Origin of the sequence: Ferrovibrio sp., assembly GCF_002796975.1 — a bacterium.
GTDB lineage: Bacteria > Pseudomonadota > Alphaproteobacteria > Ferrovibrionales > Ferrovibrionaceae > Ferrovibrio.
On record NZ_PEKV01000006.1, the window covers coordinates 48,104 to 61,774 of the forward strand.

14 protein-coding genes are annotated in these 13,671 nt (G+C 64.7%); 4 read left to right on the forward strand and 10 right to left on the reverse strand.

What is annotated here, in order from left to right; genetic code table 11:
- Nucleotide 1: 1 nt before the first annotated feature.
- Nucleotides 2–964, forward strand: a complete 963-nt coding sequence (locus CTR53_RS09310) for a prephenate/arogenate dehydrogenase family protein (protein WP_290811871.1) — start codon at nucleotides 2–4, stop codon at nucleotides 962–964.
- Here CTR53_RS09310 and CTR53_RS09315 read toward each other — a convergent pair.
- Nucleotides 933–1,964, reverse strand: a complete 1,032-nt coding sequence (locus tag CTR53_RS09315; protein ID WP_290811874.1) for a DUF2125 domain-containing protein — start codon at nucleotides 1,962–1,964, stop codon at nucleotides 933–935. The genes CTR53_RS09310 and CTR53_RS09315 overlap by 32 nt on opposite strands.
- Nucleotides 1,965–2,110: 146 nt before the next feature.
- Between CTR53_RS09315 and CTR53_RS09320 the strand changes: the two genes are divergently transcribed.
- The 3 genes from CTR53_RS09320 to CTR53_RS09330 are packed head-to-tail and all read left to right on the forward strand — an operon-like array spanning nucleotide 2,111 to nucleotide 4,649.
- Entirely contained in the window at nucleotides 2,111–3,016 is a 906-nt protein-coding gene (locus CTR53_RS09320; RefSeq protein ID WP_290811877.1) for a DMT family transporter, read from the forward strand.
- On the forward strand, nucleotides 3,013–3,654 hold the full coding sequence (locus tag CTR53_RS09325) for a gamma-glutamylcyclotransferase (protein ID WP_290811880.1): 642 nt from the start codon (nucleotides 3,013–3,015) through the stop codon (nucleotides 3,652–3,654). Before CTR53_RS09320 ends, CTR53_RS09325 begins: the two co-directional genes overlap by 4 nt.
- Before the next feature lie 14 nt (nucleotides 3,655–3,668).
- The gene (locus CTR53_RS09330) at nucleotides 3,669–4,649 is read left to right on the forward strand and encodes an aldo/keto reductase (RefSeq protein ID WP_290811883.1); all 981 of its coding nucleotides are present in this window, start codon (nucleotides 3,669–3,671) and stop codon (nucleotides 4,647–4,649) included.
- Nucleotides 4,650–4,755: 106 nt separating this feature from the next.
- On the opposite strand, the gene CTR53_RS09335 is transcribed toward CTR53_RS09330, so the two are convergent.
- The 9 genes from CTR53_RS09335 to CTR53_RS09375 form a co-directional block, all read right to left on the reverse strand.
- Nucleotides 4,756–6,297 (reverse strand): class I adenylate-forming enzyme family protein, encoded by a 1,542-nt coding sequence (locus CTR53_RS09335; RefSeq protein ID WP_290811886.1) that lies wholly within the window; start codon nucleotides 6,295–6,297, stop codon nucleotides 4,756–4,758.
- A 2-nt stretch (nucleotides 6,298–6,299) separates the two neighbouring features.
- Nucleotides 6,300–6,947, reverse strand: a complete 648-nt coding sequence (locus CTR53_RS09340) for an HAD-IA family hydrolase (RefSeq protein WP_290811889.1) — start codon at nucleotides 6,945–6,947, stop codon at nucleotides 6,300–6,302.
- 52 nt (nucleotides 6,948–6,999) lie between these two features.
- Nucleotides 7,000–9,348, reverse strand: a complete 2,349-nt coding sequence (locus CTR53_RS09345; protein WP_290811892.1) for an adenosylcobalamin-dependent ribonucleoside-diphosphate reductase — start codon at nucleotides 9,346–9,348, stop codon at nucleotides 7,000–7,002.
- Nucleotides 9,349–9,708: 360 nt separating this feature from the next.
- On the reverse strand, nucleotides 9,709–10,203 hold the full coding sequence (locus tag CTR53_RS09350) for a hypothetical protein (RefSeq protein ID WP_290811895.1): 495 nt from the start codon (nucleotides 10,201–10,203) through the stop codon (nucleotides 9,709–9,711).
- Nucleotides 10,200–10,928 (reverse strand): 1-acyl-sn-glycerol-3-phosphate acyltransferase, encoded by a 729-nt coding sequence (locus tag CTR53_RS09355; RefSeq protein WP_290811898.1) that lies wholly within the window; start codon nucleotides 10,926–10,928, stop codon nucleotides 10,200–10,202. The genes CTR53_RS09350 and CTR53_RS09355 overlap by 4 nt, the downstream gene beginning before the upstream one ends.
- Complete coding sequence (locus CTR53_RS09360; protein ID WP_290811901.1) at nucleotides 10,928–11,707, reverse strand: YdcF family protein; 780 nt, start codon at nucleotides 11,705–11,707, stop codon at nucleotides 10,928–10,930. Before CTR53_RS09360 ends, CTR53_RS09355 begins: the two co-directional genes overlap by 1 nt.
- Nucleotides 11,707–12,270, reverse strand: coding sequence for an HAD-IIIA family hydrolase (locus tag CTR53_RS09365; RefSeq protein ID WP_290811903.1), 564 nt, complete (start codon nucleotides 12,268–12,270; stop codon nucleotides 11,707–11,709). Before CTR53_RS09365 ends, CTR53_RS09360 begins: the two co-directional genes overlap by 1 nt.
- A gap of 10 nt (nucleotides 12,271–12,280) precedes the next feature.
- On the reverse strand, nucleotides 12,281–13,174 hold the full coding sequence (locus CTR53_RS09370; RefSeq protein ID WP_290811910.1) for an FtsX-like permease family protein: 894 nt from the start codon (nucleotides 13,172–13,174) through the stop codon (nucleotides 12,281–12,283).
- The coding region (locus CTR53_RS09375) for a cell division ATP-binding protein FtsE (protein WP_290811913.1) at nucleotides 13,171–13,671 on the reverse strand (501 nt) is incomplete at its 5' end. The genes CTR53_RS09375 and CTR53_RS09370, both read right to left, overlap by 4 nt.

Here is a 13,671-nt window from a genome sequence, read left to right on the forward strand (position 1 = left end):
GATGACGCAGCCGATCTTCAACCGGATTGCCATCATCGGCATCGGCCTGATCGGCTCATCGATCGCGCGCGCGGTGCGTGAGCACAGTCTGGCCAAGCATATCGCGGTTGCCGATGCCTCGGATGCGCATCGTGCCCAGGCGCAGGAGCTGGGCCTGGGCGATTCCGTGCATGGCGATGCGGCCGAGGCTGTGCAGGATGCCGATCTGGTGATGCTCTGTGTGCCGCTCGGCGCCAATGCCGCAGTTGCCAGCCATATCTCGGCGGCGCTGAAGAAAGGCGCCGTTGTTTCGGATGTCGGCTCGTGCAAACAGGCCGTGATCCGCGATGTCGCGCCGCATCTGCCCACCGGTGTGCATCTGGTGCCGGGGCATCCGGTGGCCGGCACCGAGCATTCGGGGCCCAGAGCCGGTTTTGCGGCTTTGTTCCGCAATCGCTGGTGCATCCTGACGCCGGAATCCGGCACGGATGCTGCTGCCGTCGAGAAGATGAAAAGCTTCTGGGCCGCCTTCGGCAGCAAGGTGGAGATGATGGAGCCGCGGCACCATGATCTCGTGCTGGCGATCACCAGCCATGTGCCGCATCTGATCGCCTACAACATCGTCGGCACGGCGGACGATCTGGAAGCCGTGACAGAATCGGAAGTGATCAAATATTCCGCCGGCGGTTTCCGCGACTTTACCCGCATCGCCGCCTCGGACCCCACCATGTGGCGCGATGTCTTCCTCAACAACCGCGAAGCCGTGCTGGAAATGCTCGGCCGCTTCACCGAAGACCTGATCGCGCTGCAGCGTTCGATCCGTTGGGGCGAGGGCGACGAGCTGTTCAACCTGTTCACGCGCACGCGTGCGATCCGCCGCGCCATCATCGATGCCGGCCAGGAAACCGCCGCGCCTGATTTCGGCCGCCAGAGCCCTGATCAGGGCGCAGAGATTACCGACCCGGCAAAACCGAAGGCAGACTGAGCAGCGGCACTGCCCCGAGCGACAGCCGGCCGTCCTGCGCGGTGAGAGCGATATCGCGCAGCGGAAGGCCTTTGCTGTTGGGGCGTTCTTCCTGCTCAAGCAGCGACCGCTTTGCCGCCTCGGCGTTCGACGGATCGATCAGTCCGCTGGCCTGCAAGGCATCGATCACACGCAGCGCACCGGCTGCGGAGCCGCTCATGGCACCGAGCGGGCGGAAGTCGCGGTCGATGGCCAGCGAGCCGGTTCCGTTGATGACAAGGTCGCCCCAGGTCAGCGCAATGGTGCTCATATCGATCACGCCGCCAGCGTCGCGCCAGCTGGCCAGCCGGTCTTCCAACGTTGTGCCGTAAAAGCCGCTGCGCAGATTGCCGGTCAGGCGCAGGCCCTGCACCGCGCGGCCGAACGGCTTCTCCGCCTGCGGCGGCAGGAGGCCCTGATCGACCTGCAGCGCGAGGTCCAGGTCGGGTGGAACATTGCCGGCCCGGCGAGCATGCAGCAGCAGTTTGTCGGCAATCCATTCGCCGCGCATCGCACTGTCGGCTGGGCCCTGCAGGTGCGGTTTGGTCAGGTCGGTGGCGATACGCAGCCAGTTGCCGGCGCCATCCACCACCAGGCTGGCGCGGAACCGATCGGCCGCCAGGCTGGCCTTGCGCTCTGCGCCGCCTTCGCTGCGCCAGGTCACGCTCTGCCTGCCGGGCAGGTCGAAGATGACATGCTCGCGCTGCCACAGCTGCAGATGGGCGGTGATTTCGTCAGCTTCCAGTCGCGGTGCCAGCGGCAGACGCGGATCGCTCCACTTCGCCTTGTTCAGCGTCAGCGACAGGCGATACGGGAAGCCCCAGATGCGGCGGCTTTCGTAGGAGACCTCGCGGCCCTGGCGGCGCTGGCCTTCGATCCAGGTTTCAGCCTGTGCCGCGACCAGGTCTGCAAGATGCGACCACAGGATGTAGTAGCCGAGCAGGCCGCCAATGATCAGGCCGATCAGAACCAGATAGCGCATGGCCATCCTATAGCAGCCCCGTTGTCGCTTGTCAGGGGGCGTGCTTGTCAGGGAGCGTCTTGTCAGACGGGCTGCCTTGCCATAGCTGGTCATCCGGTCAATAGTGACCGGAAAACCACCTCCCACGGCATCCTGTCTCACACGCCATGATCGATTCCGTTTCGCGCCCGGCACCATTGCTCAGCAGCTGGGCCATCGCCGCAATGCCAGGCGTGTTCGTGCTGCTGTGGTCCACCGGATTCATCGGCGCCAAATTCGGCCTGCCCTATGCCGAGCCGATGACCTTTCTGGTGCTGCGTTTCGCTGCGGTCACCGTGCTGCTCTGCGTCTTTGCCGGACTGACGCGCGCGCCCTGGCCGAAAAGCTGGGCCGAGGCGGGCCACATTGCAGTGGCGGGTCTGCTGCTGCAGGCCGTCTATCTCGGCGGCGTATTCGCCTCGATCTTTCACGGCGTGCCAGCCGGCATCTCGGCCCTGATCGTCGGCATCCAGCCGCTTCTCGTCGCGGCCGCTGCCGGTCCTGTTCTGGGCGAGCGTGTCACCGCGCGGCAATGGCTCGGCCTGACCCTGGGGCTCGGCGGCGTGGTGCTGGTGGTCTGGACCAAGCTCGATCTCGGTGTCGGCACGCTCTGGGGTTATGCGCTCTCGGTGATCGCGCTGGTCGGCATCACCGTGGGTACGCTGTATCAGAAGCGCTACTGTCCGGCCATCGACCTGCGGTCGGGCACTGCGATCCAGTTCGCCGCCACCACCGTGGCGCTGGCGCCGCTGGCGCTGCTGTTCGAGACGCGGCAGGTGCAGTGGACTGGCGAGTTCATCTTCGCGCTCGGCTGGCTCTGCATCGTGCTGTCGCTCGGTGCCATCACGCTGCTGTTCATCCTGATCCGGCGCGGCGCGGCGGCGAAAGTCTCCAGCCTGTTCTTCCTGGTGCCGCCCTGTACGGCGCTGGTGGCCTGGCCGTTATTCGGCGAGCAGCTCAGTCCGCTGGCACTCGCCGGTATGGCGGCCACCATGGCCGGTGTCGCGCTGGTCAATATCGGCCCGAAGAAATGACCCCCGAGAAAGCATCGTCCGGGCGGCGGCATATTCCCTTCGATCACGAAGAGCCGCTGCCCGGTGAGGAAGCGCCGCCATTCCCGCAGATCCAGGTCGCGCGCGGCCAGCCGCTCTGGGTCTTCGGCTATGGCTCGCTGATGTGGGATCCGGGCTTTCCGTTCACCCGGCAGGTCAATGCGCGGCTCTGGGGTTTCCATCGCGGCTTCTGCGTCTGGTCGCATCGCTATCGCGGCACACCGGAACAGCCCGGCCTGGTGCTTGGCCTGATGTCGGGCGGCTCCTGCACCGGGCGGGCGTTCCGCGTGCGGCGCGGCGACGAGGCGGCCGTGATCGACTATCTTTATCGCCGCGAGATGGTGACCGGTGTCTATCGGCCCGGTTTCCACCGCGCCGAAATCGACGGCGGCGAGCGCATCCCGGCGCTGGCCTTTGTGGCCGACCCGCATCACAAGCAGTATGCGGGTTACTTAAGCGAGCGGCAGGTGGTGGACACGATCTCGACCTGCTGCGGCCAGCGCGGCCCGAATGCGGTCTATCTCGCCAATACGGTGCAGCATCTCGATGCGCTCGGCATCGCCGACGGCCCGCTGCACAAACTGCTCAAGCAAGTGAAGAAACGCTGCCCTGATATCTGAGGAAGGAATGCGCCATGCAGATGGTCCGTCTCGGCCAGACCGGTGTGAAGGTCTCAAAACTCTGTCTCGGCTGCATGACCTACGGCGATCCGAAATGGCGCAGCTGGGTTCTGCCTGAAGCGGAGAGCGAGCCCTTCTTCCGCCGCGCCGTCGAGGCCGGGATCAATTTCTTCGACACGGCAGATGTTTATTCCATCGGCGTCAGCGAAGAGATCACCGGGCGCATGCTGAAGAAATATGCGAAACGCGACGAGATCGTGGTCGCCACCAAGGTCTACAATCCGATGGGGCCGCATGCGAACCAGCGCGGCCTGTCGCGCAAGCATATCCTACAGGGCATCGACGACAGCCTGTGCCGGCTGGGCATGGATTATGTCGATCTCTACCAGATTCATCGCTACGATCGCGACACGCCCATCGAAGAGACGCTGGAAGCACTGCATGACGTGGTGAAGGCCGGCAAGGCGCGCTATATCGGCGCCTCGTCGATGTTCGCCTGGCAGTTTGCCGATGCGCTGCATCGCCAGCAGCAGAACGGCTGGGCGAAATTCGTTACCATGCAGAATCACTACAACCTGGTCTATCGCGAGGAAGAACGCGAGATGCTGCCGCTCTGCGCCGCGATGGGCATCGGCGTGATCCCGTGGTCGCCGCTGGCGCGCGGCTTCCTCGCCGGTGGCCGGGTCAAGCAGGGCTGGGGCGAAACCGAGCGCGCCAAGACTGACGATATCGCCCAGCGCATGTATTACCAGCCCGGCGATTTCACTATCGCCGAACGCGTGGCCGCGCTGGCGGAGAAACGCGGCATCAAGCCGGCGCAGATGGCGCTGGCCTGGATCCTGTCAAAACCGGTGGTGACGGCGCCGATCATCGGCGCCAGCAAGATGTACCAGTTCGACGATGCGCTCGGTGCGCTCGATGTGCAGCTCACCGCGGACGAAGTCAGGCAGCTGGAAGAGCCTTACCAGCCGCATCCGGTGTTGGGGCATACTTAAAAAAAGAAATTGTCATGCCCGGCCTTGTGCCGGGCATCCACGCCTTCCCTGCTGGATGGGTAAAGACGTGGATGGCCGGGACAAGCCCGGCCATGGCACATTTGCTTTAGGTATTCGCTGCCTTCGCATATTCATCGCGCAATTCGCGCTTCAGCACTTTCCCAATCGCACTGTGCGGCAGCTGATCGCGGAACTCGATGGCCGAGATGCGCTGCATCTTGCCCAGCTTCGCGTTGGCCCAGAGCAGCAGCTCCGGTGCGGTGATCTTCAGCCCCGGCTTCGCCACCACGAAAGCCACCGGTGTCTCGCCCCACTGCTCGCTGGCGACACCGACCACGGCGACATCGGCCACGGCATCATGACCGCGCAGCACGGCCTCCAGGTCGCTGGGATAGATGTTGAAGCCGCCGGAAATGATCATGTCCTTGCGGCGGTCCATCAGCTGCATGAAGCCGTCTTCATCGAAACGCCCCATATCGCCGGTACGGATGAAACGCCTGCCGGTGTCGTCATACCATTCGGCTTCCGCCGTCTTGCCCGGCTGCTTGTGGTAATGCGTCATGGTCGCGCCGGAATGGCCGACGATCTCGCCGATCTCGCCAGGCGCCACCGGCTGGCCGTCCTCGGTGATCAGGCGGATGTCATGTCCCTCGGCGGGCCGGCCCACGGTGTGCAGCTTGTCGGGGAATTCGTCGGCCACCAGAATGCAGGTGCCGCCGCCCTCGGTCATACCGTAATACTCGATCAGCTTGCCGGGCCAGCGTTTCAGGATGTCGGCCTTCAGTGCGCCGCTGAACGGTGCGCTGGTGCAGAATTTGGCGCGGAAGGCGCTCAGGTCGTATGTGCCGAAATCGGGATGCGCCATGATGCGCGAATACTGCACCGGCACCAGCATCGTGTGCGTCACACGATGCTTCTGCGCCAGTTCGAGATATTTCGCCACGTCGAATTTCGCCATCAGCACGGCGGTGCCGCCGCCGGCCATGGTGGGGAACAGGCTGACCAGCGTGGTGTTGGAATAGAGCGGCGTGGAGAGCAGCGTGACGGCGGCGCGGTCGTAGCCGTAGAGATTGGCGCGCTGCATGTGCAGCCAGCGCATGCCATGCGACTGCACGATGCCCTTCGGCGTACCCGTGGTGCCCGAGGAATAGATAATGTTGAACGGCATGTCCGGTGTGACGGGCGCCGGCGCAGGCTTTGTGCCTTCGGGCGCCAGCCACTGCTCGAATTGCGGCGTATCGAGCCGGACGCGGTGCGGCGGCAGGTCTGACAGCACGCCACGAAACGCCTGTTCGTTATCGCCGTCGAGGAACAGGTGCTGTGCACCGGCGTCCTGCGCCATGGCAACGATCTGTTCCGGCAGGCTCGACGGCGCCAGCGGCGCGACCGCCAGCCCCGCACGCAGGGCACCGAGATAGACGGTGACATAGTCGTTGCGCGAATAGCTGACGATACTGACGGATTTGACCGCCCCATCGCGCTGCAGGGCGGCGGCGACACGGTCGGCGCGGGCATCAAGCTGGCCCCAGGTCAGCGAGGCTTCCGCATCGATCACGGCCGGATGATCCGGGCGCTCGGCGGCATAGGCGCGCACGAGATCCGACAGCGTGGCGAAATCGCCGGCGAGTAACGCGTCAGCAGGCTTCATTTTTACAGCTCCATACCGAGTATACGGCCCAGCTCGGCCAGCGCCGCATCCGGGTCGGTCACCTTGATCGTGGTCATGCCCATGGCGGCGGCCGGCTTGAGATTGATGCCGAGGTCGTCGAGGAAGACGGCTTCCGTGGGCTGGATACCGAGCAGGCTGCAGGCGCGCTCGTAAAATGCCGGTTCGGGCTTGCGCACACCGACTTTGCTCGACTCCACCACCACCTCGAACAGGCCGATCACTTCGGCGACAGCCTTGGCGCGTTCGGGTGAGCCGGTCATCGACGGACCATGGCCATGCGGCATGTTGTTGGTCAGGCAGGCGATGCGATAGCGCGTTTTCACGGTTTTCAGGGCCGCCACCATGCGCGGGCGAATCTCGCCCGAGATCAGCGCCAGGATGTCGCGGCCATGCACGTCCTGGCCCAGTGCGCGTGCCTCGGCGCAGAAACGCTCGCCGAACACGGCAGCGTCGATTTCGCCACGCTCGAAACAGGCCCAGGCATTGCTGTGCGGATTGGTGCTGTTGACGCGGCGCAGGAAATCGCGCGGCAGACCGCGTTCTTCCTCGTAGCGGCGGAAGGCATCGAAGGGCGAGGTGCTGATCACCCCGCCGAAATCCCAGAGTACGGCTTTGATATTGTTGTTCATCGACGCGGCGTTTCCCCTGGGGAATGCCGCTGACGTAAACGTCAGGGTTCCCTTATCCGCACTTACTATAGCCGCAGGAGGTGCAGGTATCGCAACCCTCGGACTTGATCAGGCCAGGCTGGCCGCATTTCGGGCACTGGCGCAGGCCGGACAGCGGCTTCGGCGTTTCCGCATTGGCGGCCAGCGCCAGCACGGCTTTTTCCTCGCGCGTGTCGTTCGGATCGGCCATGAAGCCGATATTGATCAGATGCTGCTCGATCACGCCACCGATCGCCGCCAGCAGCGAGGGCACATATTTGCCGCCCATCCAGTGGCCGCCGCGCGGATCGAACACCGCCTTCAGCTCATCCACCACGAAGCTGACATCGCCGCCGCGACGGAACACCGCCGAGATCATGCGGGTAAGCGCCACGGTCCAGGCATAGTGTTCGGTGTTCTTCGAATTGACGAAGACCTCGAAGGGCCGCAGACGGCCATCCTGCAGAATGTCGTTCAGCGTGATGTACATCGCATGTTCGGAATCCGGCCAGGTGATCTTGTAGGTGCGGCCGGGCAGGGCTTCCGGACGGTCGAGCGGCTTGGTCATGTAGATCACGCCGCCAGCGGCCAGCGGATCGCGCGGCTTCATCACCTGTACCGGCTTGGCCACGGCAACCAGCGGCAGCTCGGCCTGCTGCTGCGCGGCAGGTTCGGCCTTCTTCTCATCCTTCTTCACCGTCAGCACCGAGCCGGTGATGTCGTTCGGGCGATAGGTCGTGCAGCCCTTGCAGCCCTGCTCATAGGCCATCGCATAGACGTCCTTGAAGCTCTCGAAATCGATTTCTTCCGGCACGTTGATGGTCTTGGAGATCGAGCTGTCGATGTATTTCTGCACGGCGGCCTGCACGCGCACATGGTCGGCCGGCGAAAGACCCTGCGCGTCCACGAAAGCCTCGGTCAGCGGGATATTCTCGCCCTTCAGCTGCTTGTACAACCGATAGGCATAATCGCTGACTTCCTCCTGCCGGCGCGTGCCATCGGGCATCAGCACGGAACGCATGTAGGTGAAGCTGAAGACCGGTTCGAGCCCCGAGGAGATGTTATCGGCCAGCAGCGAGATCGTGCCGGTCGGCGCAATCGAGGTCAGCAGCGCATTGCGGATACCGTGCCGGGCAATTGCGTCGCGCACATCGGCATCCAGTTCGCGGATGCTCTCGCCAGCCAGATAGGCGTCGCGGTCGAACAGCGGAAACGCGCCTTTTTCCTTCGCGAGATCCACCGAGGCGAGATAGGCGGCACGCTGCAGCCGCTTCATCCAGGTCTCGATCAGCACGATGGAGGCGGCCGAGCCGTAGCGCGCACCGACCATGATCAGCGCATCGGCCAGGCCGGTGATCCCGAGCCCGATGCGGCGCTTGTTGCGCGCCTCGGTCGCCTGTTGCTCAAGCGGGAAATTGGAAACCTCGATGGTGTTGTCCATCATCCGCACGGCGGCGCGGGTCAGGCGGTCAAGCTCTTCCAGATCCAGTGCGGCATCCGCCTCGAACGGCTTCTGCACCAGCTTCGCCAGATTGATCGAGCCGAGCAGGCAGGCGCCGTAAGGCGGCAGCGGCTGCTCGCCGCAAGGGTTCGTGGCGCTGATCGTCTCGCAGTAGTGCAGGTTGTTCCGGGTGTTGATGCGGTCGATGAAGATCACGCCGGGCTCGGCAAAGGCATAGGTTGCCCGCATGATCTTGTCCCACAGGTCGCGGGCCTGCACGGTGCGATAGGCCGTACCGTTGAATTTCAGCTCCCAGGCCTGGTTCTGCTTCACGGCCTGCATGAAGGCATCGGTCACCAGCACCGAGAGATTGAACATGCGGAGCCGATTGGCCTCGCGCTTAGCCTCGATGAAGGCCTCGATATCGGGATGGTCGCAACGGAGCGTCGCCATCATGGCGCCGCGCCGGCTGCCGGCCGACATGATGGTGCGGCACATCGCGTCCCACACATCCATGAAGCTGAGCGGCCCGGAGGCGTCGGCGCCAACGCCCTTCACCGGCGCGCCGCGCGGGCGCAGCGTGGAAAAGTCATAACCGATGCCGCCGCCCTGCTGCATCGTCAGCGCGGCTTCCTTCAGGTGTTCGAAGATGCCGGCCATGTCGTCGGGCACAGTGCCCATGACGAAGCAGTTGAACAGCGTGACTTTGCGCGCGGTGCCGGCACCGGCCACGATGCGGCCGGCGGGCAGGAAGCGGAAATCCTTCAGCGCCTCGAAGAAGCCGGCTTCATGCGCGGCCGGGTCTGTCTCCGCCACGGCGAGCGCCTTGGCGATACGCTGCCAGGTGTCCGGAATCGTCTGGTCCACCGGCGCGCCGTCCGGCCCCTTCAGGCGGTATTTCATGTCCCAGATCTGCTGGGAAATCGGCGCGATGGGAGACATTCCTGAACCTCAAAGACGACAAGCGGCGCCTCGTTTGAGAGCGCCGCAACAGGCTGACTCTATCGCCCGAAGGCCCAGAGTCCAGCAGAATGTTCTCAATCTGTTTCTACAGATTGATCAACTGGGGTGTGGCCAACAATATATTGTAAGACTTGGATAATCGGAGTTATCCCCGCGATCCGCAAAGGGCTGCGGCAAAGTTATCCCGGGTTATGCACAGGTCGGAAAACTGCCCTTCTAAGTATGCGCTTCATCGTCATTCCCGCGAAAGCGGGAATCCAGGCGATGTATGGAGAGAAGAAACTGGACCCCGGCTCGCGCTGCGCTTGGCCGGGGTGACGACGAAAGTTTAGACGCGACTTACTGTCCGGTCTTCCTGATCTCGTCCTGGATCTCCGCCGCCCACTCGCGAAACATTTGCGTGTCCTCGGCAAACATCTCGCGCGTGATATTCGCCACGGCAAAGACCTGCCCGCGTTCGTCATGCGGCTCGGCGTAAGGGTTTTCCGCCGCGATCTCGACGCCGATCTCGCCGGGCTTGGCGCCCAGCTTCAGCACGAAGCAGTCGCGCTCCGGGTGATCCTTGTGCATCGCGCAGGTCAGCGCCAGCCAAGCCGCGCCCATCGCCATGGCATTGGCCTCCGCGCCGCCTTTCAGATGGTCGCCGGCCTCGATGCTGTTGGCCAGCATGTCCCACATCTGCAGGCGGAACTCGGCAAATGGCAGGCCTGCATTGGCCATCATGCGGTTGGCCATGTTGGAGAACATCAGCGCTTCGGCCAGCTGCATCTCGAACTGCAATTCGCCCAGGCCATACTGGATAGCAAAGGCGTAGGTGGGGGTGCCGGTGCTCAAGACAGTGCGGCCCGCGTTTCCGCCTCCAGCGCCGCATTGGCGCTTTCGATGCGGGTCTCGAGTTCGGCCATGAAGGTTTCCCGATCCAGCCCGGCCGGAATGACGGGCAGGAAGCGCAGCACGATGGTGCCGGGCCGGCGCAAGACGCCCCGCTTGGGCCAGAAGAAACCGGAATTGAGCGCCACCGGCACGACCGGCAGCTTGAGGTCGCGATACAGCGCCACCACACCGGGCTGATACGGCGCGCTTTCGCCGGGCAGCGTACGCGTGCCCTGCGGGAAGATCAGGATCTTGCGGCCGGCTTCGGCCGCCGCGCGCGCGTCCTTCAGCATCTGCTTCAGCGCCTTGGCGCCGCCGGCGCGGTCGACCGCGATCATCCCCTGCGCCCGGCAGAGCGCGCCATAGACCGGAATGCTCAGCAGCTCTTGTTTCATCACGATGGCCGGGCCACGAAACAGCCGCAGCACGATGGCGGTATCCCACAGCGACTGGTGCTTGGCCGCCACCATGGCCGGGCCCGGCGGGATATGCTCGGTGCCCTCGATCCGCACATGGATGTTGCAGATCACGCGCAGCAGCCAGTTGATGCCGTCCGACCAGACGGCGCCGATGCTGAACAGCTGCTGGCGATCGCCCAGGGCCATCGGGATCAGGCCATAGAGCGCCAGCGGCGTGCTCCACGCGAAGAAGATAATCTGGAAGAGAACGGAGCGCAGCAGCAGCATTACTGCGGCTTCTCGTCGGCGGGTTTTTCTTCGACTGGCGGCGCAGCCGGCTGCACGGGCACGCTCTGCGGCGCAGATGTGACGGCCTTCTGTTCCAGCGTGGCGGTCAACTGGGTGCCGAGATGGGCACGCAGCAGCGCGGCCAGGTATTTGGTGTATTCCCCGAGCAGGAAGGCAGTCGCGGTACGGCGCTGCCACCAGTCTTCCACGCGCATCGCATCCGAGCGCACCGGATGCGGCAGCACGGTAAAGCCCGGCAGGTAGCGGCCGAATTCCACCAGCGCGCGCGGCATATGGTAATTTGCCGTCACCAGCCGGATGGTCTTGTAGCCGCGCGCCGCGGCCCAGCTTGCCGTTTCGGCGGCATTGCCGGCGGTGTCGTCGGCCTCGAAGCCGAGATCGACGCAGCAGTCGAACAGCAACTGCAGATCGATGCCCTGCCAGTTGCTGCTGGCCTGCACCGCATCCGGCATCGCCGGCAGCACGGCCTGCAGCAGCGAGGCTTTGGTCGCGGTCTGCGCCACGCCCGAGACCAGCAGGCGCTCGGCCTTGTTTTCATTGAGTAGGCGCAGTGCCGTGGCAAGCCGTGCGCCGCCGCCGGTCAGCACCACGATGGCATCCGTCTTCTCCGTGCTCGGCACGGTGATCGATTCCACGCGCTCGACATAGGCGATGCCGCCGCCGAGCCAGAGCAGGCCGAGCGCGGCCAGCAGCATCAGCCAGCGGCCGATCCGGGTGGGAAAGGAGGTCGACTCTTCGTCGCGATCTCTGCGGGCCATCACGACTCCGTAGGCTCAGTTACTTGATTTAACAGCCGGTTGACGGCATCGGACAAATCTTCTGCCACCGTTACCGGCAGCAGGTCGGGCGGAATACCATTCGCCTGTACCTGTGCTCCGTTACCGCTGCGCACCAGGATCTTACGGCAACCGGCGGTGCTGGCAGCCTGCAGGTCGATCAGGCTGTCGCCGATAAACACCGTCTCCTGCGAGCTGCGGCGAAAGCGCTGCATCGCCTCGCGCAGCATGCCGGTACCGGGCTTGCGCCGTTCGGTCGGTGCCCAGGGCGGATCGGGCGCAAAGAACAGCGCATCGATCTTTGCCCCGTCGCGCGCCAGTTCGCCGAACAGCTTCTCGTGAATGCGGTTGAGCATCGCTTCGTCGATGATGCCGCGGCCGACGCAGGCCTGGTTGGTGCAGACGGCGACCTGCCAGCCGCGTGCATTCAGCTGCGCCACGGCTTTGCCCACACCGGACAGCATGATCAGTTCGTCCGGCGATTTCACGTAATCGTCGGGATAGACTTTGTTCAGGACGCCGTCGCGATCGAGTAGAATCAACATGTTTTACGTCTTACAACATTGCGCGCAATTCGCCGAGTACCGTCCAGCGCGCGGTCAGGATCGCCAGCGCAGCCGCGGCCAGCGGCAGCACCGGCAGCAGCAGCCAGTGCCACCACAACAGTTGCAGGCCCGGCAGCAGTCCGGTGCCGATGCCGCCGGCCAGCAGCTGGATGCCGATCAGCAAAGCCGCCGCCAGCCCGGCGCCGAGGATGCCGCCGCGCAGTGCCTGTGCCGCCACATGGCGCTGGAACTGCTGGGCGATATAGCCATCTTCCGCGCCGATCAGATGCAGCAGCTCGATCGTGTCGCGCCGCGCCGCGAGACCCGCGCGCGTGGCGAAGATCACCATCGCCGCTGCCGCCATGCCGACCAGCAATACGATGCTGCCGCCCAGGCTCTGCAGCAGGCGGCCGAGTTGAACGAGGCGGTCCAGCCATGGCTTGGGATCGTCCGCGCGTGCGCCGGGCACAGCCGCCTGCAGCCGCGCATTCAGCGCTTCGACTGACAGCGCGGCATTGTCCTGCAGCGTCACATCGATCATGCCGGGCAGCGGCAGGTCGGCCTGCAGCGCAGCGCTGCCGAGCCAGGGCTGCAGCAGCGCTTCGACGGCAGAGCGTTCGACGATCTGCACCTCGGCGATACCGGGCACGGTCTTCAGTAAATCCGCGGCGGCCTGCAGGCGCGGCGGCATCGGCTGGCCCGGCCGGTCGGCAATCTGCACGGTGAGCTTCGCCGACACGCCGCGGCGCCAGCCTTCGATGGTGCCGTCCAGCGCCAGCGCACCGCTCAGGGCAAGTGCGGCGAGGAACACCATCACCGCCAGCGCCCAAGGCAGGAAGCGCACCGACTTGTCGGATTCCAGCTGCAGGTCGGAGACCGGAGTTTTCTTCCGCGCCTTGCTCACAATGCGTTCCGATCAATCGTCAGCGTGCCGGCGCGCAGCTTCATCACCGGGAAGCGGAACTGGTCGAGCAGATGCGTGTCATGCGTCGCCAGCACGACTGCCGTACCGAGTTTATTGAGTTCGACGAACAGATACATCAGCCGCTGCGCCATGTCGGGATCGACGTTGCCGGTCGGCTCATCGGCAAGCAGCAGACTGGGCCTTGCAATAACAGCGCGCGCGATCGCCACGCGCTGCTTCTCGCCGCCCGACAGCGTCGCCGGTCGCGCCTCCAGCCGGTCGCCGAGTCCGACCCAGGTCAGCAGTTCGACGACATGCTCGCGCGTGCGTTTCTCGTCGGCGCCGGCAATGCGCAAAGGCAGCGCCACGTTGTCGAGCGCGCTTAAGTGATCGAGCAGGCGGAAATCCTGATACACCACGCCGATGCGCCGGCGCAGCATCGGCAGGGCGGCGCGGCTGGCGGTGGAGACATCCTGGCCGAACATGCTGATCAGGCC

Bases quoted from the DNA above. Each gene is read 5' to 3' on its own strand.
- CTR53_RS09310 (WP_290811871.1), top strand. From the start codon at position 2: ATGACGCAGCCGATCTTCAACCGGATTGCCATCATCGGCATCGGCCTG.
- CTR53_RS09315 (WP_290811874.1), bottom strand. From the start codon at position 1,964: ATGCGCTATCTGGTTCTGATCGGCCTGATCATTGGCGGCCTGCTCGGC.
- CTR53_RS09320 (WP_290811877.1), top strand. From the start codon at position 2,111: ATGATCGATTCCGTTTCGCGCCCGGCACCATTGCTCAGCAGCTGGGCC.
- CTR53_RS09325 (WP_290811880.1), top strand. From the start codon at position 3,013: ATGACCCCCGAGAAAGCATCGTCCGGGCGGCGGCATATTCCCTTCGAT.
- CTR53_RS09330 (WP_290811883.1), top strand. From the start codon at position 3,669: ATGCAGATGGTCCGTCTCGGCCAGACCGGTGTGAAGGTCTCAAAACTC.
- CTR53_RS09335 (WP_290811886.1), bottom strand. From the start codon at position 6,297: ATGAAGCCTGCTGACGCGTTACTCGCCGGCGATTTCGCCACGCTGTCG.
- CTR53_RS09340 (WP_290811889.1), bottom strand. From the start codon at position 6,947: ATGAACAACAATATCAAAGCCGTACTCTGGGATTTCGGCGGGGTGATC.
- CTR53_RS09345 (WP_290811892.1), bottom strand. From the start codon at position 9,348: ATGTCTCCCATCGCGCCGATTTCCCAGCAGATCTGGGACATGAAATAC.
- CTR53_RS09355 (WP_290811898.1), bottom strand. From the start codon at position 10,928: ATGCTGCTGCTGCGCTCCGTTCTCTTCCAGATTATCTTCTTCGCGTGG.
- CTR53_RS09360 (WP_290811901.1), bottom strand. From the start codon at position 11,707: ATGGCCCGCAGAGATCGCGACGAAGAGTCGACCTCCTTTCCCACCCGG.
- CTR53_RS09365 (WP_290811903.1), bottom strand. From the start codon at position 12,270: ATGTTGATTCTACTCGATCGCGACGGCGTCCTGAACAAAGTCTATCCC.